Annotated in this window: 27 protein-coding genes; 5 read left to right on the plus strand and 22 right to left on the minus strand. The window is 60.3% G+C overall.

Features of this window, described 5'->3' with window-relative positions; genetic code table 11:
- Positions 1-22: 22 nt before the first annotated feature.
- The 3 genes from Q7L55_10415 (at position 23) to Q7L55_10425 (ending at position 2,419) form a co-directional block, all read left to right on the plus strand.
- Entirely contained in the window at positions 23-736 is a 714-nt protein-coding gene (locus Q7L55_10415) for a PIG-L deacetylase family protein (protein ID MDO8732963.1), read from the plus strand.
- A gap of 127 nt (positions 737-863) precedes the next feature.
- A complete protein-coding gene (locus tag Q7L55_10420) occupies positions 864-1,667 on the plus strand; it encodes an ATP-binding cassette domain-containing protein (GenBank protein MDO8732964.1) in 804 nt (267 codons plus the stop codon).
- On the plus strand, positions 1,664-2,419 hold the full coding sequence (locus tag Q7L55_10425; GenBank protein ID MDO8732965.1) for an ABC transporter permease: 756 nt from the start codon (positions 1,664-1,666) through the stop codon (positions 2,417-2,419). Before Q7L55_10420 ends, Q7L55_10425 begins: the two co-directional genes overlap by 4 nt.
- A gap of 13 nt (positions 2,420-2,432) precedes the next feature.
- Here Q7L55_10425 and Q7L55_10430 read toward each other — a convergent pair whose 3' ends face one another.
- From Q7L55_10430 to groES, 11 genes are all read right to left on the minus strand, one after another.
- Positions 2,433-4,034: a hypothetical protein gene (locus tag Q7L55_10430; protein ID MDO8732966.1), complete on the minus strand. Its 1,602-nt coding sequence runs from the start codon at positions 4,032-4,034 to the stop codon at positions 2,433-2,435.
- A gap of 41 nt (positions 4,035-4,075) precedes the next feature.
- Positions 4,076-4,432 carry a hypothetical protein gene (locus tag Q7L55_10435; protein MDO8732967.1) on the minus strand — a complete coding sequence of 119 codons (357 nt, stop codon included), beginning with the start codon at positions 4,430-4,432 and terminating at the stop codon, positions 4,076-4,078.
- An 8-nt stretch (positions 4,433-4,440) separates the two neighbouring features.
- The gene (gene guaA / locus Q7L55_10440; protein ID MDO8732968.1) at positions 4,441-6,006 is read right to left on the minus strand and encodes a glutamine-hydrolyzing GMP synthase; all 1,566 of its coding nucleotides are present in this window, start codon (positions 6,004-6,006) and stop codon (positions 4,441-4,443) included.
- 33 nt (positions 6,007-6,039) lie between these two features.
- Complete coding sequence (locus Q7L55_10445) at positions 6,040-6,324, minus strand: CD225/dispanin family protein (GenBank protein ID MDO8732969.1); 285 nt, start codon at positions 6,322-6,324, stop codon at positions 6,040-6,042.
- Positions 6,325-6,329: 5 nt separating this feature from the next.
- Positions 6,330-7,445 (minus strand): GuaB3 family IMP dehydrogenase-related protein, encoded by a 1,116-nt coding sequence (locus Q7L55_10450; GenBank protein MDO8732970.1) that lies wholly within the window; start codon positions 7,443-7,445, stop codon positions 6,330-6,332.
- 6 nt (positions 7,446-7,451) lie between these two features.
- Positions 7,452-8,945: an IMP dehydrogenase gene (gene guaB / locus Q7L55_10455; protein MDO8732971.1), complete on the minus strand. Its 1,494-nt coding sequence runs from the start codon at positions 8,943-8,945 to the stop codon at positions 7,452-7,454.
- Positions 8,946-9,145: 200 nt separating this feature from the next.
- The gene (locus Q7L55_10460) at positions 9,146-9,766 is read right to left on the minus strand and encodes a hypothetical protein (GenBank protein ID MDO8732972.1); all 621 of its coding nucleotides are present in this window, start codon (positions 9,764-9,766) and stop codon (positions 9,146-9,148) included.
- Positions 9,763-10,089, minus strand: a complete 327-nt coding sequence (locus Q7L55_10465; GenBank protein MDO8732973.1) for a type II toxin-antitoxin system prevent-host-death family antitoxin — start codon at positions 10,087-10,089, stop codon at positions 9,763-9,765. Before Q7L55_10465 ends, Q7L55_10460 begins: the two co-directional genes overlap by 4 nt.
- Positions 10,090-10,215: 126 nt before the next feature.
- A complete protein-coding gene (locus tag Q7L55_10470) occupies positions 10,216-10,833 on the minus strand; it encodes a DUF5701 family protein (GenBank protein MDO8732974.1) in 618 nt (205 codons plus the stop codon).
- A gap of 125 nt (positions 10,834-10,958) precedes the next feature.
- On the minus strand, positions 10,959-12,575 hold the full coding sequence (gene groL / locus Q7L55_10475; protein MDO8732975.1) for a chaperonin GroEL: 1,617 nt from the start codon (positions 12,573-12,575) through the stop codon (positions 10,959-10,961).
- An 88-nt stretch (positions 12,576-12,663) separates the two neighbouring features.
- Positions 12,664-12,963 carry a co-chaperone GroES gene (gene groES, locus Q7L55_10480; protein MDO8732976.1) on the minus strand — a complete coding sequence of 100 codons (300 nt, stop codon included), beginning with the start codon at positions 12,961-12,963 and terminating at the stop codon, positions 12,664-12,666.
- A 159-nt stretch (positions 12,964-13,122) separates the two neighbouring features.
- On the opposite strand from groES, the gene Q7L55_10485 reads away from it, so the two are divergent.
- The gene (locus Q7L55_10485; GenBank protein ID MDO8732977.1) at positions 13,123-14,322 is read left to right on the plus strand and encodes a hypothetical protein; all 1,200 of its coding nucleotides are present in this window, start codon (positions 13,123-13,125) and stop codon (positions 14,320-14,322) included.
- Here the strand turns inward: Q7L55_10485 and tsaD are convergent.
- From tsaD to glmS, 8 genes are read right to left on the minus strand one after another with little or no spacing between them, the layout of a single operon-like run.
- Positions 14,293-15,348, minus strand: coding sequence for a tRNA (adenosine(37)-N6)-threonylcarbamoyltransferase complex transferase subunit TsaD (gene tsaD, locus Q7L55_10490; protein MDO8732978.1), 1,056 nt, complete (start codon positions 15,346-15,348; stop codon positions 14,293-14,295). The genes Q7L55_10485 and tsaD overlap by 30 nt on opposite strands.
- Positions 15,341-15,814 carry a ribosomal protein S18-alanine N-acetyltransferase gene (rimI, locus tag Q7L55_10495; protein ID MDO8732979.1) on the minus strand — a complete coding sequence of 158 codons (474 nt, stop codon included), beginning with the start codon at positions 15,812-15,814 and terminating at the stop codon, positions 15,341-15,343. Before rimI ends, tsaD begins: the two co-directional genes overlap by 8 nt.
- Positions 15,811-16,527, minus strand: coding sequence for a tRNA (adenosine(37)-N6)-threonylcarbamoyltransferase complex dimerization subunit type 1 TsaB (tsaB, locus tag Q7L55_10500; GenBank protein ID MDO8732980.1), 717 nt, complete (start codon positions 16,525-16,527; stop codon positions 15,811-15,813). Before tsaB ends, rimI begins: the two co-directional genes overlap by 4 nt.
- Positions 16,521-16,979, minus strand: a complete 459-nt coding sequence (gene tsaE / locus Q7L55_10505; protein ID MDO8732981.1) for a tRNA (adenosine(37)-N6)-threonylcarbamoyltransferase complex ATPase subunit type 1 TsaE — start codon at positions 16,977-16,979, stop codon at positions 16,521-16,523. Before tsaE ends, tsaB begins: the two co-directional genes overlap by 7 nt.
- Entirely contained in the window at positions 16,976-18,058 is a 1,083-nt protein-coding gene (locus Q7L55_10510; GenBank protein ID MDO8732982.1) for an alpha/beta hydrolase, read from the minus strand. The genes tsaE and Q7L55_10510 overlap by 4 nt, the downstream gene beginning before the upstream one ends.
- The gene (gene alr, locus Q7L55_10515) at positions 18,058-19,185 is read right to left on the minus strand and encodes an alanine racemase (GenBank protein MDO8732983.1); all 1,128 of its coding nucleotides are present in this window, start codon (positions 19,183-19,185) and stop codon (positions 18,058-18,060) included. The genes Q7L55_10510 and alr overlap by 1 nt, the downstream gene beginning before the upstream one ends.
- Positions 19,182-20,699, minus strand: a complete 1,518-nt coding sequence (locus tag Q7L55_10520) for an NAD(P)H-hydrate dehydratase (protein MDO8732984.1) — start codon at positions 20,697-20,699, stop codon at positions 19,182-19,184. Before Q7L55_10520 ends, alr begins: the two co-directional genes overlap by 4 nt.
- A gap of 2 nt (positions 20,700-20,701) precedes the next feature.
- Positions 20,702-22,543 (minus strand): glutamine--fructose-6-phosphate transaminase (isomerizing), encoded by a 1,842-nt coding sequence (glmS, locus tag Q7L55_10525; GenBank protein MDO8732985.1) that lies wholly within the window; start codon positions 22,541-22,543, stop codon positions 20,702-20,704.
- A 38-nt stretch (positions 22,544-22,581) separates the two neighbouring features.
- On the opposite strand from glmS, the gene Q7L55_10530 reads away from it, so the two are divergent.
- Positions 22,582-23,544, plus strand: coding sequence for a DUF389 domain-containing protein (locus tag Q7L55_10530; protein ID MDO8732986.1), 963 nt, complete (start codon positions 22,582-22,584; stop codon positions 23,542-23,544).
- On the opposite strand, the gene glmM is transcribed toward Q7L55_10530, so the two are convergent.
- From glmM to rplM, 3 genes are read right to left on the minus strand one after another with little or no spacing between them, the layout of a single operon-like run.
- Positions 23,495-24,844 (minus strand): phosphoglucosamine mutase, encoded by a 1,350-nt coding sequence (glmM, locus tag Q7L55_10535; GenBank protein MDO8732987.1) that lies wholly within the window; start codon positions 24,842-24,844, stop codon positions 23,495-23,497. The genes Q7L55_10530 and glmM overlap by 50 nt on opposite strands.
- Before the next feature lie 3 nt (positions 24,845-24,847).
- Positions 24,848-25,345 (minus strand): 30S ribosomal protein S9, encoded by a 498-nt coding sequence (gene rpsI, locus Q7L55_10540; GenBank protein ID MDO8732988.1) that lies wholly within the window; start codon positions 25,343-25,345, stop codon positions 24,848-24,850.
- Between the two features lie 32 nt (positions 25,346-25,377).
- Entirely contained in the window at positions 25,378-25,821 is a 444-nt protein-coding gene (rplM, locus tag Q7L55_10545; protein ID MDO8732989.1) for a 50S ribosomal protein L13, read from the minus strand.
- Positions 25,822-25,941: the final 120 nt, after the last annotated feature.

Below are 25,941 nucleotides of genomic sequence, written 5' to 3' on the forward strand. Positions count from 1 at the left end.
CACAACGGAGAGTGAGAAATCCATGACGGCAGCCTTCGAGCGGGCTCTGGTGGTCACTGCTCACCCTGATGACGTGGATTTTGGCGCTGCTGGCACCGTCGCCAGCCTGGTTGCCGCCGGAACCGAAGTCACCTACTGCGTCATCACCTCGGGCGATGCGGGCGGCTTCGACCCGGCCGTGCCCCGCTCGGAGATCCCGCGGATCCGCCAAGAAGAGCAGCGGGCTGCCGGCGCTGTGCTTGGCGTCTCGGACGTGCGATTTCTGGGCTACATCGATGGCGAGCTGACCGTTACCCATGAACTGCGCCGCGATCTGAGCCGGGTCATTCGCCAGGTGCGTCCGCAGCTGATGATCATCCAGTCCCCCGAACGCAACTGGGCGCGCATCCCGGCCTCGCATCCCGATCACCTCGCAACAGGTGAGGCTTCGATGTACGCGATCTATCCCGATGCCCGCAATCAGTTCACCCATGTCTCGCTCTTCAATGACGAAGGCCTGGAGGCCTGGACGGTTCCAGAGGTCTGGGTGATGGCAGCGCCCGACCCTGACTTCTACGTCGACGTCACCGAATTCTTTGATCAGAAGATCGGCGCACTGAAGGCGCATGCGAGTCAGACCGCGCATCATGAAGATCTCGGTGGCTTCATCCGCACCTGGCTCACTGGCGCAGCAGCTGCAGGTGGTCTCCCTGAAGGTCGTCTGGCTGAGGCCTTCAAGCGAGTGCTGATCCCCTAGCGAATCTTTTCCCTCGTTGCATTCGGCGGGAGACCCATGGACAGTTAAGGCCTAACTCAGCTCAGCGATGTCACAAGATGTCTCCCAGGACTTGGCGCGTGACCGGCCTGCTCCCTAGCCTTGCCGCATGACAAATGCGGTGACAGCAGTCGGATTGCTCAAGACATTCCATGGCAAGAAGGGCTCGACGGTTGAAGCCGTTCGTGGCGTTGACCTGCAGGTCCACAAGGGTGAGGTGTTCGGCTTCCTGGGCCCGAACGGGGCCGGCAAGTCCACGACAGTTCGGATGCTCACCACTTTGACCACCATTTCCGGCGGCTCAGCAGAGGTCATGGGCATTGACGTGGCGTCCAACCCCGACGGGGTGCGGCGCAAGATCGGCGTAGCCCTGCAGGAGGTCGGCCTGGACCCTCGTCAGAGCGGACGCGAGATCCTCGTCCTGCAGGCAAGGCTGTTCGACCTGTCGCACGCCGAGGCCTCGGCTCGCGCGGAGGAACTTCTCGAACTTGTCGAACTGACCGAATCAGCTGATCGCCGAACGAAGACCTATTCCGGCGGCATGAAGCGTCGCCTGGATCTGGCCAGCGCGCTGGTTCACCGGCCCGATGTGCTCTTCCTGGATGAGCCGACGACGGGGCTGGATCCGGTGAGTCGTGTGGTGGTGTGGGAGGAGGTGCGCCGCATCAATGAGCTCGGCGTCACGGTGTTCCTCACGACCCAGTACTTGGAGGAGGCCGATCAACTCTGCTCCCGCCTGGCCATCATCGACGGCGGCAAGATCGTGCGAGAAGGCACTCCGGAGGCGCTCAAGGCCGAGCTCAAGGCCAAGCGCGGTGGCGATTCTGAGCCCACCCTCGATGATGTATTTCTCGACGTGACTGGCCGTGGCCGAGAACGTGGCGCAGGCGAGGTACGGGAGGTGCGGGGATGAACGCCCTGAAGGTTCTCGGTGGCCGCGGCTTGCGCGAGGCCCTGCGCACTCCCGACGCGCTGCTGCCCACGCTGTTCATTCCGCTGTTCTTCCTCGTGGTCAATGTCGGCCAAGCAGCTCGTATCTTCCCGACCGATACGACGCCCTTCCTCAAGGGCCAGAGCTACGCCGCCTTCCAACTGCCAGCGACGATTCTTCTCGCCGCGTCATTCGGAACAGCCGCGCTCTACCTCGTGGAAGAGATCGAGAACGGCTACTTCGACAAGATTCGCGCCACGCCGGTGTCACGAACCTCGATCGCCCTCGGGCGGCTGATCTCAGAGCCCATCAAGATCGCTGTGATGACCGTCTTCATCCTGCTCGTCGCGTTTCCTTTCGGTGTCACGGTCACCAGTGGGGTTGTCGGCGTTCTGCTGCTCGTCATGCTCGCGGCCGGCTGGGCGACCGGATATGCAGCGTTCCTGCAATTCGTGGCGCTCAAGACACGCAGCGCAGCAGCAACGAACTCAGCCGGGCTGGTGTTCTTCCCATTGCTGTTCCTGACGCCGAACTTCGTGCCTCGCAACCTGCTCACCGATCAGATGGAGGTCGCAGCAACGTTCAACCCCGTCACCTACGTCATGGAGTCCATGCGGTCGCTGATCCTGGAACCGCTCAACTGGCCGGTTATCGCGCCCGGCTTCATCGTCGTCGCCGTGTTCGTGGGTGTGATGCTCGGTATCAACGTCAGGGTCATGAGCTCGTACGACTGACCTCGACCGAGCCTCAGCCAGAGGCGGTGTTGGACTTCACGTCGAAGCCCTTCACATAAGCCTTTGCCGAAAACTTGGTCACCTTGCCGACCGTGAACGTGCCATCGGCCTGCACAGTGGCCTTGTTGCCGACCGCGTACTTGGGCTTCCTGCTGGCAGACCCCTTGGGCTTGATCTGCTTCCAGTGCGAGGTGACGATCTCACCAGTCATCCCGGTGCTCGTACCTGTGATGACCAGGCCTTTCCTGCCATACACCCTTCCCTTGGCCACCGTTATCGAGATGGTCTTGGTGATGGCTGGTCCCGAACCTGGCAGCGGCACAGCAGCGCTTGGAGTTGCGCCGAGAGTGCACTGATCGGTGCCGCTGGGCAGACACGTGAACTTCACTGGGCCGCTGGCCAAAGTGACCGGGCCGCTGGCGTTCACCGGCTGACCAAGCCAGTTCTCGGCAGTGGCAGTCGGCTGCTTGGCGAAGGAAACGCCTGAGTCATTTGCTGACATCGCCAGATAGAAGGCTCCGGCCCCACCGGTGAAGTAGCAGCGGATCACTCCATTGAGTTGATCGCAGCCTTTGAGAGTCGAGCCACTCAGCCAAGCGCGAGTGGTGTTGTACGCACCAATCGTCGTATCGGTGCCATTGAACATCTGCACACCCAAGAGCGAGAACGAAGAAGCCGTCCACATGTACCAGAACGTGGCATCCACGCCGAGCCGCACCGAGTCCACGAACGTACGGGCGACGAACTGGCCACTGGTATTGGCATCGAAGTCAGAGTGCGGGATTGAATCACCGGGGCCAGCAAGGCCATAGTTGATCTCGGTATCCCACACCTGCTTGTTGAGAGCAGCCGCATCATTCTCCGTTGCATCGATGAGCACGCCGCGCCACTCGAGCACGTCCTGGTACCGATCAGACGGCCCCTGATTTCCGGCGGGGTAGCTGTGAATCGTCCAGGCATCGATCGGGTAGCCCATCGACTGCAGCGCTGTGGCGTAGGGGCCGAGGAACTCGGCAACGGAACTGGCCAGACGCGTAGTCGTGGAGGCTGCAATCACCTGGGTGTTCAGGCTGATTGCCTTGATGGCCTTGTATGCGCGGGCCGTGAGGTCAGCCATCTCAGCCGGAGTGCCTCTCCAGAAAGTCTGCAGGTTTGCCTCGTTCCACACTTCAACCGCTCCGATGCGAGCGCCATAGCGCTGCATGATCGCGGTGATGTATGCGGTATAGGTGTCGGCGTTGGCTGGTGGTGAGGCAGTCCCCGCGCCCCAGCGCGGATCACCTGCCGACGGATCCTTGGCGGCCCACTGCGGGGTCAAACCCAGAACGACCAAGGGCTTCGCACCCGCGGCCTCAGCTTGGGCCACCCGCTGATCCATGATCGAGAAGTCGAATACTCCCGGTGCCGGGTTGATGTCGCGCCAAGCTGTCTGCATGTCCCATAAGCGGATGTAGGCAGCCGGAACTCCTGGAGAACCAGTCACCTCTGGAGCAAGGCCGAGGGAGAACTCTGAGCCAGGAACGCTGACGTCAGTGGCGTGAGCCGCTGGTGCGATTGCGGCAGCGACAAGGGCAAGGGTCGCGGCACCAACGGCCAGCTTCTTGGAAATGCGCATGCGGTAGATCTTGCCTGCACTACCCACCTATATCAAAGCGCTTAGTTCCAAAAGACTGCCACGACGACGTTCAGCAGAGTCAGCGCGCCGATGATTGCCCACAACGCGACCTGCGGAGCTTGGCGCTTGCGGCCGATGAATGCCAGCACCGTGATGACCAGCACCACGCCAAGCTTGACCGAGATCTTGGTCATGTTCAGCGGGTCCTCGTCGGGCAGCTGATCAGACTCGACCAACCCGACCATCAGTACGCCGGTGACCAGTTGCGTGAGGGCACCGTGCAGCATCGCGGGATTGACGCCCTTGCTCGGCGAGGACATCTGCACGATGAATCCACCCAGCAGGCTGGCCAGACCAACGAAGTGCAGGACGACAAGAACGTTGAAGAGAAATTGCATGAGTCAGTTCACTCCCATTCGATAGTGCCCGGCGGCTTGCTCGTGAGATCGAGCACCACTCGGTTGATCTGTGGAACTTCATTGGTGATGCGCGTGGAGATTCTTTCTAGGACTTCATACGGCAGCCGCGACCAATCGGCAGTCATCGCATCTTCGCTGGAAACCGGACGCAAGACGATCGGGTGACCGTAGGTTCGTCCGTCACCTTGCACTCCGACAGAACGCACATCGGCCAGCAGCACTACAGGGAACTGCCAGACCTCTCTGTCAAGGCCGGCAGCTGTAAGTTCTTCGCGGGCGATGGCATCGGCTTCGCGCAAGATCGCCAGACGTTCGGCATTGATTGATCCAACAATGCGGATTGCCAAGCCCGGGCCCGGGAAGGGATGCCGCCAGACGATCTCCGGTGGGAGCCCGAGATCGAGTCCGACCTGTCGGACTTCATCCTTGAACAAAGTGCGCAGCGGTTCAATCAGCGTGAACTGCAGATCATCTGGCAGACCGCCAACATTGTGATGACTCTTGATACTCGCGGTGCCAGCGCCTCCACCTGACTCAACGACATCAGGGTAGAGAGTGCCCTGCACCAGAAACTCAACCTTGCCGCCAGCTGCGCCCGCTGACTCAACGACATCGCGAGCTGCTGCCTCGAAAACACGGATGAACTCACGTCCGATGATCTTGCGCTTTTGCTCTGGGTCGGTGACGCCATCGAGGTGCTGCATGAACTGCTCTTGCGCATCGACGACGACGAGCTTGACGCCAGTTGCGGCAACGTAATCACGTTCGACCTGCTCGGCTTCGCCCTTGCGCAGAAGTCCGTGATCGACAAAAACACATGTGAGCTGATCGCCTACAGCCTTCTGCACTAAGGCCGCGGCCACTGCTGAATCAACGCCGCCGGACAGGCCGCAGATCACTCGACCAATGCCTACCTTCGCGCGCATGGCCGCAACTTGTTCGTCAATGAGGTTGGCCATCGTCCACGTTGGTGCAAGTTCAGCAATCTCGCGCAGGAAGTTCACCAGAATCGCCTGGCCCTGCTCACTGTGCAGCACCTCGGGATGGAACTGCACTCCTGCGAGCTTGCGCTCGGCATCCTCGAAGGCAGCTACTGGTGCACCTGCTGTGCTGGCTGTGACGGTGAATCCTTCGGGCGCATGCGTGACGCCATCGCCATGCGACATCCAGACTTGCTGCGAAGCCGGCAAACCGGCAAAGAGCTTGCCCGGTTCACTCACCTCGAGTTGGGTTCGTCCGTATTCGCGGCTGCCAGTGTTCGCGACCGTTCCACCAAGTGCTTGCGCCATCGCTTGAAAGCCGTAGCAAATGCCAAAGACAGGAATGCCCAGCTCCAAGATGCCCGGGTCAAGTTGTGGAGCGCCATCGTCATAGACGCTGGAAGGGCCACCGCTGAGCACCACAGCCGCGGGATTCTTCGCTGCGACCTCGGCGGCCGAGATGGTGAACGGCACGATCTCGGAATAGACCTGCCCTTCGCGAACGCGACGGGCAATGAGTTGGGCGTATTGAGCGCCGAAATCAACGACGAGGACGGTCGGCTGGCTGCTCACAGGCAAATCCTAGTCAGGATCTTGCACGGTCAATCAGGTGCTGAATGCGCCCATCAGACCGAAGATCACGAGCAGAGTCAGATTGATGATGAGGCCGACAATGACGGTGACGATCAGCCAGCGGCGGCTTGCCGTGCTTGACTTGCGGGCGGCATCCAGATCATTGCGATCCACTGCGCGCAGCGTGCGATAGCCAAACCAGATCGCCACAATCCCGAAAGGCGCAAAGCAGAAGGCAGTTGCCGCGATGGCCCACCAAAGGTAGATACGCGGGCTTTCTAGGCCTTGAGTCGGGAGTGGCTGTTCGAGTTCAGACATGGCTGCTATGAGCCGCCGATGACCATCTCAACGCGCTGGAACTCCTTGAGTTCGCTGTAGCCCGTTGTCGCCATCGCCTTGCGCAATGCACCTGCAATGTTCATGGTTCCATCGGCGCGACGCGAGGGTCCGTGCAGGATCTCTTCGAAGGTGCCAGCCTGCTCGAGCGCATTGCGCTTGCCTCGTGGCAGTTGCGCGTGCCAGGCCTCAGCACCCCAATGCGCACCCTGCCCAGGGGCGTCAGTAGCGCGAGCAAGCACCGAGCTCAGCATCGCTGCATCGGCTCCGCAGGCGAAGGCCTTGACGATATCGCCGCTACGGCCAAGGCCGCCGTCGGCAATGACATGGACATAACGACCACCGGACTCGTCGAGATAATCGCGACGAGCCGCGGCGATCTCGGCGATGGCACTGGCCATCGGCACACGCACGCCGAGCACATCCGCAGTCGTTGATTCAGAACCGCCGCCGAAGCCAACGAGCACCCCAGCTGCGCCTGTTCGCATGAGGTGCAAGGCAGCCTGATACGTGGCGCAACCACCAACAATCACCGGTGCTTCGAGTTCGTAGATGAACTGCTTGAGGTTCAATGGCTCTTCGTCGCGTGTGACGTGCTCGGCCGAAACCGTGGTGCCACGGATCACGACAATGTCAGCGCCGGCGCGCGACACGAGCGGCGCAAGAACGGCAGTGGCTTGCGGGCTCAGAGCAACCGCGACGGTGATGCCTGCTGCTTTGAGTTCCTTCACCCGAGTTTCAACGAGATCCGGATCAACTGCTGCGGCTGCATAGATCTGCTGCAGCCGGACAACAACATCAGCATCGGTGAGCTCGGAGATCTCCTGAAGCAATGGCAGTGGATCGGCATAGCGACCCCAAAGTCCTTCAACATTCAAGGTGGCGAGCATGCCGAGCTCGCTGAGTTGCTCGGCACTGGCCGGGCTGACGATGGAGTCCATCGGTGCCGCCATGAATGGCAACTTGAACTGGTAGGCATCAATCTGCCAAGCCGTGGAAACTGCTTGTGGATCGCGAGTACGCCGACTGGGCGCGATGGCAATCTCGTCAAAGGTATAGCCACGACGGGCACGTTTCGTCCCACCGATCTCGATGGAATCCATATTCGCCTAACGCCCGGTGTAGTTCGGAGCTTCGATGGTCATCTGCACGTCGTGCGGATGTGACTCGCGCAGTCCGGCGGAAGTAATACGCACGAATTTTCCACGCTGGTGCAAATCTGGAACGGTTGACGCACCTGAGTACCCCATTGCTGCTCGAAGGCCACCGACGAGTTGATGTGCGACGGCAGTGAGCGGACCGCGGTAGGGCACCAAGCCTTCAATGCCCTCCGGTACGAGCTTGTCATCGCTGAGGACGTCGTCCTGGAAGTAGCGATCCTTGCTGTACGAACGCGCCTCACCGCGAGACTGCATAGCGCCGAGTGACCCCATGCCTCGGTAGGACTTGAACTGCTTGCCGCTGATGAACACGACATCGCCAGGAGCTTCTTCGGTGCCAGCAAGCAGCGAGCCGAGCATCACGACGTCAGCTCCAGCGACGAGTGCCTTGGCGATATCACCTGAGTACTGCAAGCCGCCGTCACCAATAACAGGAACACCTGCCGGCCGTGCTGCGAGCGAGGCTTCGTAAATGGCTGAGATCTGTGGAACGCCAACTCCAGCGACGATTCGGGTGGTGCAGATTGAGCCGGGGCCCACGCCGACCTTGATGCCGTCGGCACCGGCATCAACGAGTGCCTGCGCACCCTCGCGGGTTGCCACATTGCCGCCCATGATGTCGATGTGCGTCTGGCTCTTGAGCAAACGCACCATGTCGATCACTGCGCGTGAATGGCCGTGCGCGGTATCGACCACGAGGAAATCAACACCCGCCTCAATCAGTGCCTTGGCGCGACGTTCTGAATCCTCTCCAACGCCAACTGCAGCGCCGACGACCAAACGACCACCGGAATCCTTTGTGGCATTGGGGTACTTGTCGGTCTTGGTGAAATCCTTGACGGTGAACAGTCCACGGAGTCGACCGGCTTCATCGACGAGCGGAAGCTTCTCAACCTTGCGCGCAGCCAGAATCGCAAGGGCATCTTCTGGACTGACTCCCAGGGGAGCAGTGACAAGCGGCATGCGCGTCATCACATCGGAGGCAGGCTTGGTCATGTCATCTTCGAAGCGCATGTCGCGGTTGGTGACGATGCCCACCAGGATGCCGTTGGCATCCACGACCGGCACACCTGAGATGCGGTAGCGCGCGCAGAGTTGGTCAACATCGATCAATGTGTCACTGGGCAGACATGTGACCGGATGGCTGACCATGCCAGCCTCGGAACGCTTGACCATGTCGACCTGAATGGCCTGTTCTTCAATTGAAAGATTGCGATGCAGCACACCAACGCCACCAAAGCGGGCCATGGCGATCGCCATCCGGGCCTCGGTGACGGTATCCATGGCACTGGACACCAAGGGGACCTTCACCTTGATGTTTCGGGTTACGAATGCTGAAGTATCGACCGCGCTTGGAACGACGTCCGATTCAGAGGGCAACAGCAGCACATCGTCATAGGTCAAACCCAAGTATGCGAACTTCTCCGGGACCTCACCTGTCATGGGCTAAGGCTACCGGTCATTGGGTCAGAGCATTCGTGGTGTGGAGCTCACGAACAGCGAGGTCATTTTCCAGGGATGGGCTATCCATGCAAGTACGGCGGGGTGTCTAGGTTTGGGGCATCCCGCTGTCTGTAGTCGTTCACCGACTATTCCAACCGTGCGTGTGCCGACCGTAACTCGGTCTGTCCGATGCGGTCGGATCAGAGTCGCGGCTTCGACGTCCACTCGGTCCATACGTCAACGGCTTCTTCAAGAGTCAGGTCCTCGAGCTGGTCGGGGCGCATCCCGGCTTGGTCTACAAGTTTGCCTACGAGCCAAGCAGGCAACTCCTCGACTTCCGGCTCGGCGGCGGCTCGGATTCCCGTAACTGCTTTGCCGAGCCGTTCAACGACTTCGGCCAGGGCCAGCGTTCTCGGGGAGTCCGGCATTTGACTAACGCGGTCGGTCATCTCTGCGTAGACCTCGGAGTCGCTCCGCGCTCCGACCGCCCAGACTTCCGCGACATCGACGATGGTCGCTCCGGTCTTGTCGTGCGTCACTCGCCACACGACTCGCCAAGTCCGGTCACTGACGGTGAGCTTGCGGTAGCCGATGAGCGCCCCGTGAAGCCCCTCGCCGGCCTCCGGGTCTCGCTCAAGCAGAAGGAGCTTCTTCAGTGCCCAGCGCAGCGCTGGAGTGTCGGTCTTGTTCAATGCGACGAGGTCGGCGAACGCCGGTTCGGTGAGGCGAACGACTGTCCTGTTGGCGTCCGGGTGCCGGCCTGCCTTGCGACTGGCGGGCTTGGTGCGCTGCTGTCGCCGGCTGCCACCGGCGGCGCTCACTCGCGTCCTGCTGCGATGTCCCTGGCGAGTTCGGCTTCAAGCTCAGAACGATCGAAGCCCAGCACAGCCAGCGCGTCGTCCAGGTCGACCCGCTCGCCGGTATCGGTGGCAGCGCGTGCGAGCAGCAAGCTGATGTCACGCAACTCCGACTCCAACTTGTCCAGGCGGGCGAGCCTGCCCATGCCGACCACGACAGCGACGGGCTTGCCACGACGCTCCACGACGACGTCCTGGCCTGACTCCGCAGATGCCACGAGGCTGGACACGCCGCGGCTGGCAGCGTCAGTCACGGACAGGGTGCGCACAGGGATGGCCGTCGTCATGCGACAAACTGTACAGATTTCTGCCCAGAATACAAACAAGGTGGAACGTACCTACGCCCAACCTCCGCCTGCCCGCACATGAGCCAAGCGCGACTCTGCGCTCTGCTACCGAGGGTTCGGCGGCTTTTAGGAGCGGCCAACTGTTGAGGCGAACCCAAGCCAGGTGTGACGATTGCCCGCCCAGCACCAGCCGACCTTGGGAGCGTACTTGTTCTCTCTACCGTCGCGGCCCGTGCCACCACTGATCCAGATCGCGGGAGTACGAGCATCCAGAGTGCCCTTGGCGTCCTTCACCTTGCGAGAGGCGATGGTCATAAAGCAGTGATTCGGCTCAAGTTGTTCTGGCTGTGCAAGCAGCCAACTGATGCCTTCGCTGATGGTCAGCGCGCTGCGTCCGCGCAGTTCAAGCTCTGCGTACACCTCGACCGGAGTCCAGTTGCGCAGATCATCTCCGCGGTTGGTCTTGTGCAGGAGGTACAGAGGCCGTTCGGGAATTGCCACACCCGCGACAGTGGTGAACTCATCAAGATCGGCCATGTCCACCACAACAAAGCCACGCTTGTCGCCTCTGCGCAGCAGCGGGGCAAGAGCGCTCGGTGAAACCAGATCCGGGTGCACGGCGACGACTGAATCCTCAGACTCTGCCAACTGCGCGCCCAGTGCGCTGAACGCCTTCACCGACTTGCCCGCGAGCTCGTGAACTCCCAGTGTGATGAGACCTTGAATCTGGCTGGCAACACTCATCCGGCTCCGAACTGCTGTGCGAGGTCCGGAATCATCCGACTTCTGCTTAGCGTGGTCAAGTCACCAGGCCAAGCGAAGGGCCCCCAGAGCAGATGATGCTCCGAGGGCCCAACGAATGATTACTGTTAGTGGCTGTGTCCGTGACCGCCGCCGGCTGGTTCATCAGCGTCTTCGCGCTTCTCGACAACCAGTGCCTCGGTCGTGAGCAGCAAGGCTGCGATGGATGCAGCATTGACAAGCGCGGAGCGAGTGACCTTCACCGGGTCGATGACACCATCAGCGATCAGATCGCCGTAGGTGTCGGTGGCTGCGTTGTAGCCCTGACCAAGGGGCAGTTCCTGAACCTTGGAGACAACGACATAGCCCTGCTCGCCAGCGTTCTCGGCGATCCAGCGAAGTGGCTCTACGGCTGCAGAGCGAACAATGCGAACACCTGTGGCCTGATCCCCGGTGAGACCCAGATCGTCCTTGAGAACCGAGATGGCCTGCACAAGTGCAGCCCCACCACCGGAGACGATGCCCTCATCGATGGCTGCGCGAGTTGCCGACACAGCATCTTCGATGCGGTGCTTCTTCTCCTTGAGTTCAACCTCGGTGTGTGCGCCAACCTTGATGACGACAACTCCGCCGCTGAGCTTGGCAAGACGCTCCTGCAGCTTCTCCTTGTCCCAATCCGAATCAGAGTTTTCGATCTCCTTGCGCAGCTGCGCAACGCGATCGGTGACTACGCCAGGTGCGCCGCCGCCATCAACGATGGTGGTGTTGTCCTTGGTGATGACGATGCGACGAGCAGAGCCGAGCACCTCCAGGCCAACCTGATCGAGCTTGAGGCCGACCTCAGGGGCAACAACCTGTGCGCCAGTGAGCACGGCAACGTCTTCGAGGACTGCCTTGCGGCGATCTCCGAAGGCAGGAGCCTTCACAGCAGCAGAGGAGAAAGTGCCGCGGATGCGATTGACGACCAATGTGGAAAGAGCCTCGCCCTCGACATCTTCAGCGATGATCAGCAGCGGCTTGCCGGCAGCCATGACCTTCTCAAGGATTGGCAGCAGCTCTTGCACGCTGGCGACCTTGCCCTGAACGATCAGGATGTAGGCATCTTCAAGCACTGCTTCCATGCGCTCAGCGTCAGTAACCATGTACTGAGAGACATAGCCCTTGTCGAACTGCATGCCCTCAGTGAATTCGAGCTCAACCACTGTGGTGCTGGACTCTTCAACCGAGATGACACCGTCCTTGCCGACCTTGTCGAAAGCGTCAGAAATCAGGTTGCCGATCTCACGATCCTGGCTGGAGACGGTCGCCACATCGGCGATCTCTTCCTTGCCATTGACCGGGCGAGCAGCGGCTTGCAGTGCATCGGAAACAGCAGCGACAGCCTTGTCGATGCCGCGCTTGAGATCCATGGGCGAGGCGCCAGCGGCAACCTGCTTCAGCCCCTCGCGCACCATGGCCTGAGCCAGCACGGTCGCGGTGGTGGTGCCATCGCCAGCGACGTCGTTGGTCTTGGTTGCTACTTCCTTGGCCAGCTGTGCGCCGAGGTTCTCGTATGGATCCTCAAGCTCAATCTCGCGAGCGATGGTGACACCGTCGTTGGTGATCGTGGGGGCGCCCCACTTCTTGTCGATGACGACGTTGCGGCCCTTTGGCCCAAGGGTTACGCGCACTGCATCAGCAAGTGCATTGACGCCGCGCTCAAGACTGCGTCGGGCGTCCTCGTCGAATTCCAGGATCTTTGCCATGCGTGTTCACTCCAAATGGATCAGCGATGCGATGAACGAAGCGCCCCGGCCCCGGAAGGACCGGTGAACGGGGCGCTGCGTCAGAGATTTACTTTTCGACGATTGCGAGAATGTCGCGTGCAGACAGCAGGAGGTAATCCTCGCCGTTGTACTTGACCTCAGTGCCGCCGTACTTGCTGTAGATGACAACATTGCCGACAGCAACATCCAATGGGATGCGCTTGGCACCGGCGTCGTCGAAACGACCCGGACCCACTGCAATGACGGTGCCCTCCTGGGGCTTCTCCTTGGCAGTGTCGGGAATGACGAGGCCTGAAGCAGTGGTCTGCTCGGCTTCGAGGGCTTGGACCAAGATGCGGTCCTCGAGTGGCTTGATGTTGACCGACACGGTTGCGTCCTCCGGAAAGTCGGCTGGGCCCTTTTTAGGGGGCGAAACGGTTATGTCAATTAGCAGTCCCCGGCGGGGAGTGCCAACGCAGAATCTACGCAAGGAGTTAGCACTCCGTCAAGTCGAGTGCCAACCGTGATACCTGCGAGGATTGCGCCAATGCCATGGATCAGCTCCGCTGAGGGGCGCGCTGCCCGAGAGCTTGCCGCCCGGCTGCTGATCGCCTTTCCCAAGGATCCACTCCTGGCCGGCACCGCCCTGCGACGCGAGTTGCCAGGTCTGGCCCCGGCAGATGCAGCCATGGCGATCGTGCAAGCCCATCTGAGCCAGATCGCCTTGGAGCGCTACGACATTGCTGCCGACGCCTTGCTACTGACCCGCGATGGGCTCGAGCAGGCCACCCGGCCCGAGGTGGCGCAGCGGCGAGCTGAGTTCCTGCGGGCCCAAGGCGCACTCGAAGTTGTCGACCTCACCGCTGGCCTCGGATTCGATGTACGGGCATTTCTGGCAGCCGGTCTCAAAGTCACGGCTGTTGAACGCGATCCACTGACCGCCCAGTACTTGCGGATCAACGCCCCCGATGCCGAAGTTGTTGAGGCCGATGCCATCGAGGTCGCGGCTTCGCTGCTCGAACAGCATGGACCCGAGACCATCGTGTTTGTGGACCCAGCCCGGCGAAGTGGGCAGCGCACGATGGATGGTGCTCGGGCGCAATCCGAGCGCGATCCTGAGCGGTGGTCGCCCTCGTGGTCATTCGTGACGTCGCTGGCGCACAGTGGTGTCCGCGTCTGCGTGAAGCTGGCCCCCGGCTTTGATCCCGCTTCGATGCCCAGCGGTTGGTCGGGTGTCTGGACGAGCATGCGTCGAGAGCCAGTGGAGGCGATGCTCTGCTCCTGGGGTCTGGATCTCCCACGTACTGCGGTGGCCCTCGGCGCTGATTCAGCAGAGTTCACTGGAGTTGGCAGTGCCCCCTTGACGACAAGGCCAATCGGGGGCTGGCTGCATGAGCCGGATTCATGCCTGGTGCAGGCTCAGTTGCTCGACGACTTCTGCGCTGCACACCCTGCGCTGCAACGCATTGACGACACGAGCAGCTGGTTGACGTCTGCCGAACTCGTGCACCATTCAATGCTGCGCAGCTACCAAGTGATCGAGTCCTTGCCAAATGACATACGAGCCCTACGCAAGGAGCTGACCGCCCGCACGATCGGAACGCTGACCATCAAATGCCGCGGGATGAAGATCGACGCCGATGCCTTGCGCAAAGAGCTTCGGCTTTCGGGAGGTCTGGCGGCCACCATCGTGATCACCCGAGTTCAGGGTTCGCGATCAACCCTGCTCGTGCATGAGGACCGTTGACACCGGCAGCACTGACAAAGTCGGAAAGCCCAAGGGCGAGGGCTGCGCACCCTGTCGCATGAGCTTTGAACCGAGAGCGGCGATCATCGCTCCATTGTCAGTGCACAACTGTGGTCTCGGAATGCGCAGATTGATTCCGGCACCATTGCATCGCTCGGTCGCAAGAGCCCGCAGCCTGCTATTCGCCGCAACTCCACCGCCGATGACCAAATGCTCAATACCTGTGTCCTTGCACGCCGTGATGGCCTTGCGCGTCAGCACATCCACCACGGCCTCTTGAAATGACGCCGCAACATCTGGGACAGAAATCGCAATGCCGAGAGTTTGTTGTTGAGCGATCCATCGCGCCACTGAGGTCTTGACTCCGCTGAAGGAGAAGTCATAAGGACGCTCCTGCAAATCACGCGAAGAAGTCAATCCGCGTGGAAAGTCGATCGCCTTGGCATCACCTGTTTGTGCCTCGCTGTCGATCCAGGGACCACCGGGAAACGGCAGGCCCAACAGCCGCGCAATCTTGTCGAAAGCCTCACCCGCCGCATCATCAATCGTCGCTCCTAGGGAGGTGACCGTCTCCGCGTTGTCGCGAACCATCAACAGTGAGGAGTGGCCGCCGGACACCAGCAAGCCAATGGCTGCAGCTGGCAGTGCGCCATGCTCGAGTTCGTCGACCACAACGTGCCCAGCAAGGTGATTGACGGCGAATACCGGAATCTCAAGCGCAGTTGAGAGTGCCTTCGCAGTGGCTGTGCCAATCAATAGCGCCCCAGACAAGCCAGGGCCCGCTGTGACTGCAATCGCATCGAAATCCGCAAGGCCCACACCCGCTTGCACACACGCGCGTTTGATCGTGGGGATCATCGCCTCAACATGCGCGCGCGATGCAACTTCAGGTACAACTCCTCCAAAGCGCGCATGCTCGTCCACGCTCGACGCAACAGCATCAGCCAACAAGGTGGTGCCTCGCACAATGCCAACGCCAGTCTCATCGCAACTGGATTCAATCCCAAGAATCAGCGGGTCACTCATCTGACCGACCTGCTTTCAGTGGGTGCAACCGCATCACCAGTGCATCGACCCCGGGGGCGTAGTAGTCACGTCGGGTGTTGAGCTGCTCGAAGCCGCGGCGGGTATACATCGACAGCGCAGCATCATTATCGGAGCGAACCTCAAGCACCAATTGCACACAATCGCGTGCAATTGCTTGGTTTATCAATTCCTCAAGCAGCAAGCGACCCATCCCCTTGCCCTGCGCTTTCGGACTCACCGCAATCGTCTGAACATCGGCGTCCGGAGTGAGGGCAAATAGGCCCGCATATCCCAACACCGATGATTCATCCATTGCAAGAAAGTAGTAGCGAGTGGCTTGTGCGAGTTCGGCCCAGAACTGCTCAACGGACCAGGCATCAACTGGAAAGAGCTGCTGCTCAAGCGCGGCCACCTGCTCCACATGCCACCACTTCATTGGGATCAGTTGCACCGTTGACGCACTCATCTCACGGGCTCAACCGCATCTGGGCGTCGTACATAGAGTGGCAGCGGCCGTAGCAGCGAATGACCGAGCAAGGCTGCGGCTGTTGCTCCGAGGTCATGGCCGTGTACGGAGAGTTCAATCTGTGTCAAGTCAATGGCTTGCCCCAGCCCAAGATGGTGCAAGGCAAAACGACCAATATCGCGGGCATCGGGGTAGGGCACGGTCTCGGCACTTTCACTGTGCAACTGCTCGGCATAGGCCATCGCAATATCCCCGAACCAAGGCAGTTCACGTACTGCGCCATCGATGTCATTTGGGGCCGTAACGAAGGGACCCTGCATTCGCGAACCTGTTGCGTCGTACTGCGCCCAGTAGATCTCACGGCGACGTGCATCAATCGCGCACGCGAAAGGACCGGCGACGGCGTCCGAGGCTGCGAGCGCCATGGCATCAAGTGAGCACACTCCGTAAACCGGAACTTCCCAGCCCAAGCCATAGGCCTGCGCCGAACTGACCCCGACACGCAGACCGGTATACGCACCCGGCCCCACTCCGCAAGAAACTGCAGTGATGCGCGGTCGACCGGCACCAAGCAAGGCGCGCTCAACCATCACGGCCAGCACCTCTGCGTGATTGCGAGCATCGACATGAACTTCATGAGCAATGAGGTCATCGCCATCAAGCAGCGCGACTGATGTCGCTGCTGAAGAGGTATCCACAGCGAGCATCACCATTGCGAGGTCAGTTCCTCAACAGCTTCAAGAGACCAGCGAGAGCCAAGCCCTACGAATTCCACCCGACGAGATTCATCATCACTCTTACTTCGTTGGATGCGAATCAGGAGCCGATTATCTCCAAGGCTCTCAGTCAGGCCCTCTCCCCACTCGACCACCACCACGCTGCCGGTGAGGTCAAGATCGAGTTCGTCGATTTCTACGGCGGAGCCCAGCCGATAGGCATCGACGTGCACCAACGGCAGGACAGTGCCCTCATGCGAGCGGGCAACGACAAATGTTGGGCTCGTAACCCGCTCAGAAACGCCCAGCCCACGGCCAAGGCCTTGTACGAAGGTGGTCTTGCCTGCTCCAAGCTCGCCGATCAATACCAAGAGATCCCCTGCTCGCAGATGAGTGGCAACAGATCGTCCGAGATCGAACATCCGCTCACCCGTTGCAACTTCAATCATGCGGAGTGAGTCTGTTCTACTGCGAGATCTGCTTTGACCATTTCGAGCAGGTCGAGGATCAACGCATCGACCTCCTCGTGAAATTCGATGCCCACCATGTGACCGCCGCCCGGAATGATCGCCAAAGTGGAACCGTGAATGCTCGCTGCAATTCGCTCACTGTGAATCACCGGCGTCATTCGATCCTGCTGACCAACGATGACCAAGGTTCGCACCGAACTCAAACTTGGCAGCACAGCGAATCTGTTGTGCTCTTGCAGAGCCGGGAGAAATTCAGCGAGCACATCGATGGGCGTGTTATCGATCATGTCGGCGACAAACTCGCTGGCTTCGCGCGATGGAATAGACCCGAAGGAGTAGGAACGTAAGACCAGCTCGGAGACATCGCTGGAAGCCCGTCTGCCCGTTTCCACAATCCCCTTGCCACGAGCTAGAACTGATGCAACCACAGGGGCGGCTCGATGCACGAGCTGGCGTATTACCGGAGGCATGCCGAATGTGACTTCTGACAGCCCTCCGGCAGTGGCGGCGATGAAGACGATGCCGCGCACGCGATCGACCACGAGCTCTGGTCGTTGATCGGCCAGAGCCATCACGGTCATCCCGCCCATCGAATGGCCGATGAGCACGATGGGCCCCAACGCTGCAACCTCGTCGATGATGGTTCCCAGATCTCTTCCGAGTTGCTCAACAGTGTGGGTGGTGTGATGCGCCCGGCCCGAACGTCCGTGACTGCGTTGGTCATAGGAGATAACCCGCGCCTTGCCTCGAAGTGCAGCACGCTGGAATATCAGTGAGTCGGCACTCAAGGCATAGCCGTGGCACAGGATCACACTGATCACTGGTTGCTCGGCCTCGCACTCGTCGATCTCTACATGCAGTTCCGTGCCATCGGACATCACCAGGCGCCGGACGTCAGGCGTGAAAGTTGGTATCTGCCATTCGGTGTCCGAGAGCATCGATCGCGAGACAAGGCGTCGTTGCACTGCGATGCCGATTGCAGTGCCTGCAGCAATGGTGCCAACTGCGAGCAGCCCACCGCCGGCGATCTTCATGGCACCTGGAATTGCTGGGCTCATCAAGTTCTCACATATTCGCGTGGAATGCGAACGCCGATTCGCGTGACGATCTCGTAACCGATCGAGTTGCTCTGCGTTCCCCAGTCATCTGCGGTTGCCGCACCAGTTGAGGCGTCGCCGAAGATCAGCACCGGCTCCCCCGCATCAACTGCACCCAGTTCTGCTGGCAGTTCGATCACAAACTGATCCATCGCGATACGGCCGAGCACTGCACAGCGGACATCCTTCACCAGCACAGATGCGCCTTCAGCCGCCCTCGGAATGCCATCGGCGTATCCCACTGGAACAAGCCCAACACGCGTTGGCTTGGTAGCAGTCCACTTTCCGCCATAGGAAACCGCCTGACCGGCGGCGATGGTCTTCACATGCGCAAGCTCGGCGCGCAAAGACATCACTGCCCGAAGACCGAGCCGTGGCGCACTACCCGGATCCATCGGGGAGATGCCATACATGGCAATCCCGATGCGCACGAGATCGAAGTGCGTGTCGGGATATTCGAAAGTGCTGGCACTGTTCGCGAGATGCAAGAGCTGCGGTTCCAGTCCGGCCTCGCGAGCAACCGCAACGCCTGCCAAGAAGCGCACGCGCTGTTCGGCGATGCTGGGGTCATTGGGCAGACTCGCATTGGCCAGGTGCGACCAGATCCCTACGACCTCGATGCGTCCTCGGGACTGCAGAGCCTTGGCGGCAACGACCAGTTCTTCCCATTCGTTGGCGTCGGCACCGCTGCGCGAGAGTCCGGTATCGAGTTTGAGGTGAATGCGGGCCATCACTCCGAGCTCAGTGGCCGCTTCGGTGACCTCGATCAGCGACCACATGGCTGAGACGGAGAGCTGCACTCCAGCCTTAAGGCAAGGGCCAAGGCTCGGATCGCCGGGAGTCCAAAGCCAAGCCAGAATCGGCTCCTCATCTCCGCTGGCACGCAACTCCAGGGCCTCTTCGAGCAATGCGACCCCAAGCCAATCTGCACCAGCTGCTCTGGCCGCTTGAGCAATCGGCACCAATCCATGCCCGTACGCATCCGCCTTGACCACCGCGAGCAACTGAGAATGGGAAACTGCAGCGCGCACAACAGCAAGGTTGTGCTCAAGAGCCGTGAGATCCACGACTGCACGTGCTCTGGTCATTGCATCATTCTCGCGGGTTGCCGCACAGCAGCCACGGCCGCCGGCAGCGCGGCGATGAGATCTGTTGCAGTCACAGGCAGTCCTCCGCGTGATGCGTGGACGCCAGTTGCTCCGTGAAGCCAACAGGCAGCTGCTGCAATCTCTGCGGCGGTGGAATCAGCGATGCGCGCTGTGCTGCGTGCTGCAGCGCCCGCAAACAGCGCACCCATGATGCCGGCCAGCACATCGCCGCTGCCCGCAGTGCCAAGAGCAGCAGTGCCGACCTGATCGATGTACAACTGCCCATCGGGCCCGGCAATGACCGTACCCGAGCCCTTGAGCACCACGATCACTCGAAGTTCGCGCGCGAGATCTTGAGCCGCAGCGATTCGTCCCTCGACAAGTCGTGCACTGCTCAGGCGGACGAATTCACCATCGTGCGGAGTCAGCACAGTTGGGTGAAGCCGGGTCCGAACGACGTCGCGAAGTTCTTCGCTATTCGCCAATGCTGTCAAGGCACCGCCATCGATCACCACAGGAGTGGGACAGCGAAGGATCGCTGCGAGTGCTTCGGAATCGCCCAACTCACCTGTGAAGCCCGGCCCAATGGCCCAGGCATTGACTCGCGCGTTGCCAACTGGATCGGCAGCCGTGATCACCAGCGGGGGATACGCGGCAACCACCTGCGGGGCCAGTTCATCGGATCGGTCGAGGTACTCAACCATGCCGATGTCAACGGTCGCTGCCGCAGCAGTCGTGAGAAATGCGGCACCCGGATACTGCCGACTTCCGGCGACGATCCCAACAACTCCGCGGCGGTACTTGTAATCACCAAGCGCTGGCTCAGGAAGCCACTGCGCGACACTGTCGCTGTCCAGAGAGTTGCCAATGACCGTGAGTTCATCGGCGACGCCGATATCGATGACGCGCACTCCACCAGCGAATTCCTTGCCGGGCATGACCACCAGTCCGAGTTTCATTCCGCCGAAGGTGATCGTCTGATCGGCTATGACCGTGTCGGCTGCGCAGAGTCCAGTGTTAGCATCGAGACCACTTGGCACATCGACAGCAATGACCAGCGCTGCACTGCCACGCACAGCACGCGCAATGCCAGCAATTGGCTCGCGCAACTCACCATGCACTCCGATGCCGAGCAGCCCATCGAGGATCACATCAGCTAATTGGAGGACTGCATCGCACTCACTCGCAGGCCAGAGCAGAAGTCGACCTCCCGCAGCGGAAAATGCCGCAACACCGCCTACGTGCGGAGTTGGAACTGCACTGATCGCATCAACCTTGAGCCCACGGGCGGCGAGTTTGGCACCTGCATACAGCGCATCGCCGCCGTTATTGCCGGGGCCGACAAGCAACACCACTCGAGTGCCCACCACTCGGCCGCGAGCTTGGGTCAAGAGATTGATGACGGATTGCGCCAGACCATGCGCTGCACGGTCCATCAGCACTCCGCTGGCCAGTTCGCCCGCGTGTGCCTGCTCTGCGGCTCGTATCGCCGCCGTATCGTGCAGCTTGATCATCGCTATTCGACAGTGACTGATTTGGCAAGGTTGCGCGGCTGGTCAACATCGTGGCCCTTGGCCGTGGCCATCTCACAAGCGAAGACCTGAAGCGGCACTGTGGACACCAGGGGTTGCATCAAGGTCGGCACCACCGGAACGCGAATGATGTGATCACTGAAGTCGACGATCTTCTGATCGCCTTCTTCAGCTATCGCAACAATGAGCGCGCCACGGGCCCGTACTTCTTGAATTGCTGAGATCACCTTGTCGTGCATCAAGCTGTTTGGCGAAGGCACGATCACGACAACGGGAAGACCTTCTTCGATCAAGGCGATAGGACCATGCTTCAACTCACCGGCAGCGAAGCCTTCTGCATGCATGTACGCGAGTTCCTTGAGCTTGAGTGCACCTTCGAGCGCGACTGGGTATCCCACGTGACGACCGATGAACAACACCGCACGCGCATTGGCTAGTTCGCGCGCGATCGCACGTACCGGCTCAACCGTGTCGAGCACCAGATCGACCTTCTCGGGCATGTTGTCGAGTTCAGCCAGAATCGACGCGATCTCGTCTTGCGCCATTGCCCCGCGCACTTGAGCCAAATACAGCCCAATGAGATACGCCGCAATGATCTGGGTAAGGAAAGCCTTGGTGGATGCAACGGCGATCTCTGGACCGGCGTGGGTGTAGAGCACCCCATCGGCCTCGCGAGGGATGGTCGAACCGACGGTGTTGCAGATGGCCAGAGTGCGAGCGCCCTGATTGGCTGCGTGGCGCAGTGCCATCAGCGTGTCCATGGTTTCGCCGGACTGCGAGATTGCGATGACAAGGGTGCTGCGGCCCACAATCGGATCGCGATAGCGAAACTCACTCGCGAACTCGACTTCAACCGGAATGCGCGTCCAGTGCTCAACGGCATACTTCGCAATCAGGCCGGCGTGATAGGCCGTGCCACAAGCGATGACGACCACCTTGTCGATGCTGCGCAGATCGTCATCGGACAAGCGCATCTCGTTGAGTTGCAACTGCCCAGTGGCTGACAGCCGCCCGCGAAGAGAATCGGCGACTGCTTTGGGCTGCTCGTCGATCTCCTTCAGCATGAAGAGGTCGTAGCCACCCTTCTCTGCAGCAGAGGCGTCCCAGTCGACAGTGAAGGGCCGAACTGCGACCTCATTGCCAAGGAAATCGGTCACCGAAATCGCATCGGGGGTCAAAGTGACCACCTGATCTTGACCAAGTTCAAGTGCATTGCGGGTGTGGTCAACGAATGCTGCTACGTCTGACGCCAGAAAGTTCTCGCCTTCACCAACGCCGACCACCAATGGCGAGTTGCGACGGGCACCGACGACAACATCGGGCTGCAGCGGAGAAACGGCTACCAAGGTGAAGGCGCCCTCGAGTTGCTTGCACACCTCGCGCATGGCAACGGACAGATCGCCCGTGCTGGGCAGAATGCGAGCGAGCAGGTGAGCCACGACCTCAGAATCGGTGTCCGAGCTGAGCTTCACACCGGCATTGGTCAGTTCCTCGCGCAGTTCAGTGAAGTTCTCGATGATGCCGTTGTGGATGATCGCGACGGAGCCATCTTCGCTGACATGCGGATGGGCATTGCGATCAGTTGGACCCCCGTGAGTTGCCCAGCGCGTGTGGCCAATCCCTGTTGTCGAATCAGGCAAGGGATCGGCTCCGAGCAGAGTCTCCAGATTGGTGAGCTTGCCAGCCTTCTTGCGAACATCGAGGAGTCCATCGGCGATCACTGCAACGCCAGCAGAGTCATAGCCGCGGTATTCAAGTCGACGTAATCCAGAGACGATGATCTCCAAGGCCTGCTTTTGGCCGACGTAACCCACGATTCCACACATGCACACCAGCGTACGCAGGTGTGCAGCAAGATAGGCGCGTGCTCACCATGCGAGTCAATTGCCCAGCGCATCTCAGTGCTCAGGCTCAGGAGGTTTTGAGTTCTGAAAACGGAGTCAGTGCGCTCAGCGTGATCGAGGGAGCAAGTGTTCTGCCGATGGGCGACCTGATCTACGCCGATATCCCAAGGGAAAGTGCCAATCAGGTGATTCGGGCTCTGCGTGAGATTGGAGTCGATCGCGAGGGCACCATCGTCATCAACGATGCCCCCACCTGGATCTCACAATCTGCTTTCGAGGCTGAGCGCGCAGCGCCCGGCTCCGGTAATGACGCCGTGGTGTGGGCTTCAGTAATCGAACGGGCGTATTCAGAGTCGGCTCTGACCTGGACCTTCATCAGTTTCATGATCTTTGCCACGGCCCTTGCGGCCATCGCGATCATCATCGACTCCACTATCTTGGTGATCGCTGCGATGGTGCTCGGACCGGAGTTCGTCGCTGTAGCCTCACTTGGACTGGCATTGGTGCGCAAGCGACCCAATCTCTTCCGCCAGGCCGTGCGCACTCTGGCAATCGGCTTCGCTGCCTCCATTGCCGTTGTCGCAGCTCTCGCGGGGCTGGCACATCTCTTCGGCCTCATCGATCTCAATGACGTCAACCACCTGCGTCCAGGAACCAGCTTCATCTATTCGCCGAATATCTGGTCCTTCATCGTTGCTCTCATCGCGGGTGCCGCTGGAGTGCTTGCCCTGACCTCCACACAATCAGGGGGACTCGTCGGCGTCTTCATCTCAGTAACGACAATCCCTGCCTCCGGAGACGCTGCACTGTCGCTTGTCTTTGGCAGATGGAGTGAACTCGCCGGCTCGCTGACCCAACTGGTCGTCAATATCGGCGGGATGGCGATCGCCGGCTGGATCACACTCTCGCTGCAACAGCAGGTGTGGAACAGGATCAGTTCAAAGCGAGGTTCGACGCCACTGCCTGGGCCAACTCATCACTGATGCGCTGCGCCAGCTCATGCGTGGGAGCTTCAACCATCACGCGAATGACCGGTTCTGTTCCAGAAGCGCGTAGAAGCACGCGTCCGTGATCACCGAGTTCAGCTTCTGCCTCGGTGACTGCCGCTGCGAGTTCAGCCGACGAGTTCACCGCTGACTTGTCGACATCGCGAACATTGACCAAGACCTGCGGCAGTTTGGTGATCTGCGCTGCGAGTTCAGCAAGACTTCTGCCAGTGTATGCGACTTGCCCCAGGAGATGCAGAGCCGTAAGCACCCCATCACCCGTGGTGGAGTGGTCGAGCATGACCACATGGCCGCTCTGCTCACCGCCGAGATTGAGGCTATCGGCCTTCATGGCTTCAAGCACATAGCGATCACCAACATCGGTCTCGATCACCTTGATGCCGTGCTCGCGCATGGCAATGTTGAAACCGAGGTTCGCCATAACTGTTGCGACAACTGTGCTCTTGGCCAGCAGCCCGGCCTGATTCATGCCAATGGCGATGATGGCCAGGATGTGATCTCCATCGACCACATTGCCGTCGGCGTCCACTGCAAGACATCGATCAGCATCTCCGTCGTGCGCGATGCCGGCATCTGCGCCATTGGATTTCACTGCGGCGATGAGATCAGCAAGATGCGTGCTTCCGCAGTTGTCATTGATGTTCAGGCCATCGGGCTCATGATGAATGGCAATAACCTCAGCACCGGCAGCTGCATAGGTCGAGGGAGCAATATGTGAGGCCGCGCCATTGGCGCAGTCAACAACAATCTTCAAGCCATGGAGTCGATGGGGCAGGGTGTCGAGCAGATGACGTTCGTACAATTCCGTGGCGACGCGGTTTTCAACGATTCGACCGACGTCACCAGCTATTGGTCGATCCCATGGCTCGCGCATCCGCGCCTCGATTGCGTCCTCGATTGCGTCATCGAGCTTGTGACCACCGCGAGCAAAGAACTTGATGCCGTTATCGGGCATCGGGTTGTGAGATGCCGAGAGCATCACGCCGAGATCGGCATCCAGATGCTCGGTCAGGAAGGCAACCGTAGGGGTCGGCACGACACCCAGCAGGGTGACGTCGACGCCTGCGCTGGCCAGACCAGCGACGATTGCCGATTCAAGGAACTGTCCGCTGATGCGCGAATCACGTCCGACGACAGCACGCGGCCGCCGACCAATGTTTGAACGCGATTCACACAGCACGTGTGCTGCGGCCACACCAAGATCGAGAGCGAGTTCAGCGGTGAGATCGCGGTTCGCGAGTCCGCGAACCCCGTCGGTGCCGAACAGCCGACCCAAGGCTTAGCGCTTGCTGTACTGAGAAGCCTTACGAGCCTTCTTGAGACCGTACTTCTTGCGCTCCTTGACCCGTGGGTCACGAGTCAGGAAGCCGGCCTTCTTCAATGATGGGCGGTTGCCGTCGTGATCAATGGCGTTGAGCGCGCGCGCAATACCGAGACGAAGTGCTCCGGCCTGACCGGAAACGCCGCCACCGTGGATGCGGGCCAGAACATCGAACTTGCCCTCAGCGCCAGTGGTGGTGAAAGGATCATTGACCTCTTGCTGGTGCACCTTGTTAGGGAAGTAGTTGTCAAGGGTGCGGCCGTTGATGGTCCAGTTGCCAGTGCCAGGAACGATGCGCACGCGGGCGATCGCCTGCTTGCGGCGACCGGTTGCCGCACCGGGGGCGACAACAACGTCGCGCGTCACAACTGCGCGAGCAGGAGTCTCCGAGGTGTACTCCGAAGGAGCGTCCTCTTCGATGTCGATGTCTACGTCTTCGATGGTGGCCTCTGACACGCGATGTTCCTTAATCTAATTCCGGTGGATGTCTACTGGGCGATCTGAGTGATCGCGAAAGGCTGCGGGAGCTGAGCGGCGTGCGGATGCTCGGCGCCTGGGTAGACCTTGAGCTTCTTCAGCTGCTGCTTGCCGATCTTGTTGTGCGGGAGCATGCCCTTGACTGCCTTCTCAACTGCCTTGCGGGAGTTGTTGTCGAGCAGATCGGCATAGCCAGTGGCCTTCATGCCGCCCGGGTAACCGGAGTGGTGGTAGGCCTTCTTCTGTTCCCGCTTCTGCCCGGTCAGCGCGACCTTGTCGGCGTTGATGATGATGACGAAGTCACCAGTGTCAATGTGAGGGGCGAAGGTGGTCTTGTGCTTGCCGCGCAGCAGGTTCGCAGCGTGCGTGGCAAGACGTCCGAGGACAACATCGGAAGCATCAATTACGTGCCAGGTGCGAGAAACCTCACCGGCCTTTGGGCTGTACGTGCGCACGGGACGCCACCTTCATTGTTGGATCGGACTGCTGATGCGAACTTCTGGTCATCTTCAGGACGTTTGGGGAGCACTGAAGCGACCCCAAAGAGTACCCACTGGGCGGGCCTTCCAGCAAAT

Source organism: Actinomycetota bacterium (genome assembly GCA_030650795.1).
Classification (GTDB): Bacteria; Actinomycetota; Actinomycetes; order S36-B12; family S36-B12; genus UBA11398.

Excerpts from the sequence above, each read along its gene's own strand:
- Q7L55_10415 (MDO8732963.1), top strand. The coding sequence starts at position 23 with ATGACGGCAGCCTTCGAGCGGGCTCTGGTGGTCACTGCTCACCCTGAT.
- Q7L55_10420 (MDO8732964.1), top strand. The coding sequence starts at position 864 with ATGACAAATGCGGTGACAGCAGTCGGATTGCTCAAGACATTCCATGGC.
- Q7L55_10425 (MDO8732965.1), top strand. The coding sequence starts at position 1,664 with ATGAACGCCCTGAAGGTTCTCGGTGGCCGCGGCTTGCGCGAGGCCCTG.
- Q7L55_10430 (MDO8732966.1), bottom strand. The coding sequence starts at position 4,034 with ATGCGCATTTCCAAGAAGCTGGCCGTTGGTGCCGCGACCCTTGCCCTT.
- Q7L55_10435 (MDO8732967.1), bottom strand. The coding sequence starts at position 4,432 with ATGCAATTTCTCTTCAACGTTCTTGTCGTCCTGCACTTCGTTGGTCTG.
- Q7L55_10445 (MDO8732969.1), bottom strand. The coding sequence starts at position 6,324 with ATGTCTGAACTCGAACAGCCACTCCCGACTCAAGGCCTAGAAAGCCCG.
- Q7L55_10450 (MDO8732970.1), bottom strand. The coding sequence starts at position 7,445 with ATGGATTCCATCGAGATCGGTGGGACGAAACGTGCCCGTCGTGGCTAT.
- guaB (MDO8732971.1), bottom strand. The coding sequence starts at position 8,945 with ATGACAGGTGAGGTCCCGGAGAAGTTCGCATACTTGGGTTTGACCTAT.
- Q7L55_10465 (MDO8732973.1), bottom strand. The coding sequence starts at position 10,089 with ATGACGACGGCCATCCCTGTGCGCACCCTGTCCGTGACTGACGCTGCC.
- Q7L55_10470 (MDO8732974.1), bottom strand. The coding sequence starts at position 10,833 with ATGAGTGTTGCCAGCCAGATTCAAGGTCTCATCACACTGGGAGTTCAC.
- groL (MDO8732975.1), bottom strand. The coding sequence starts at position 12,575 with ATGGCAAAGATCCTGGAATTCGACGAGGACGCCCGACGCAGTCTTGAG.
- Q7L55_10485 (MDO8732977.1), top strand. The coding sequence starts at position 13,123 with ATGCCATGGATCAGCTCCGCTGAGGGGCGCGCTGCCCGAGAGCTTGCC.
- tsaD (MDO8732978.1), bottom strand. The coding sequence starts at position 15,348 with ATGAGTGACCCGCTGATTCTTGGGATTGAATCCAGTTGCGATGAGACT.
- rimI (MDO8732979.1), bottom strand. The coding sequence starts at position 15,814 with ATGAGTGCGTCAACGGTGCAACTGATCCCAATGAAGTGGTGGCATGTG.
- tsaB (MDO8732980.1), bottom strand. The coding sequence starts at position 16,527 with ATGGTGATGCTCGCTGTGGATACCTCTTCAGCAGCGACATCAGTCGCG.
- tsaE (MDO8732981.1), bottom strand. The coding sequence starts at position 16,979 with ATGATTGAAGTTGCAACGGGTGAGCGGATGTTCGATCTCGGACGATCT.
- Q7L55_10510 (MDO8732982.1), bottom strand. The coding sequence starts at position 18,058 with ATGAGCCCAGCAATTCCAGGTGCCATGAAGATCGCCGGCGGTGGGCTG.
- alr (MDO8732983.1), bottom strand. The coding sequence starts at position 19,185 with ATGACCAGAGCACGTGCAGTCGTGGATCTCACGGCTCTTGAGCACAAC.
- Q7L55_10520 (MDO8732984.1), bottom strand. The coding sequence starts at position 20,699 with ATGATCAAGCTGCACGATACGGCGGCGATACGAGCCGCAGAGCAGGCA.
- glmS (MDO8732985.1), bottom strand. The coding sequence starts at position 22,543 with ATGTGTGGAATCGTGGGTTACGTCGGCCAAAAGCAGGCCTTGGAGATC.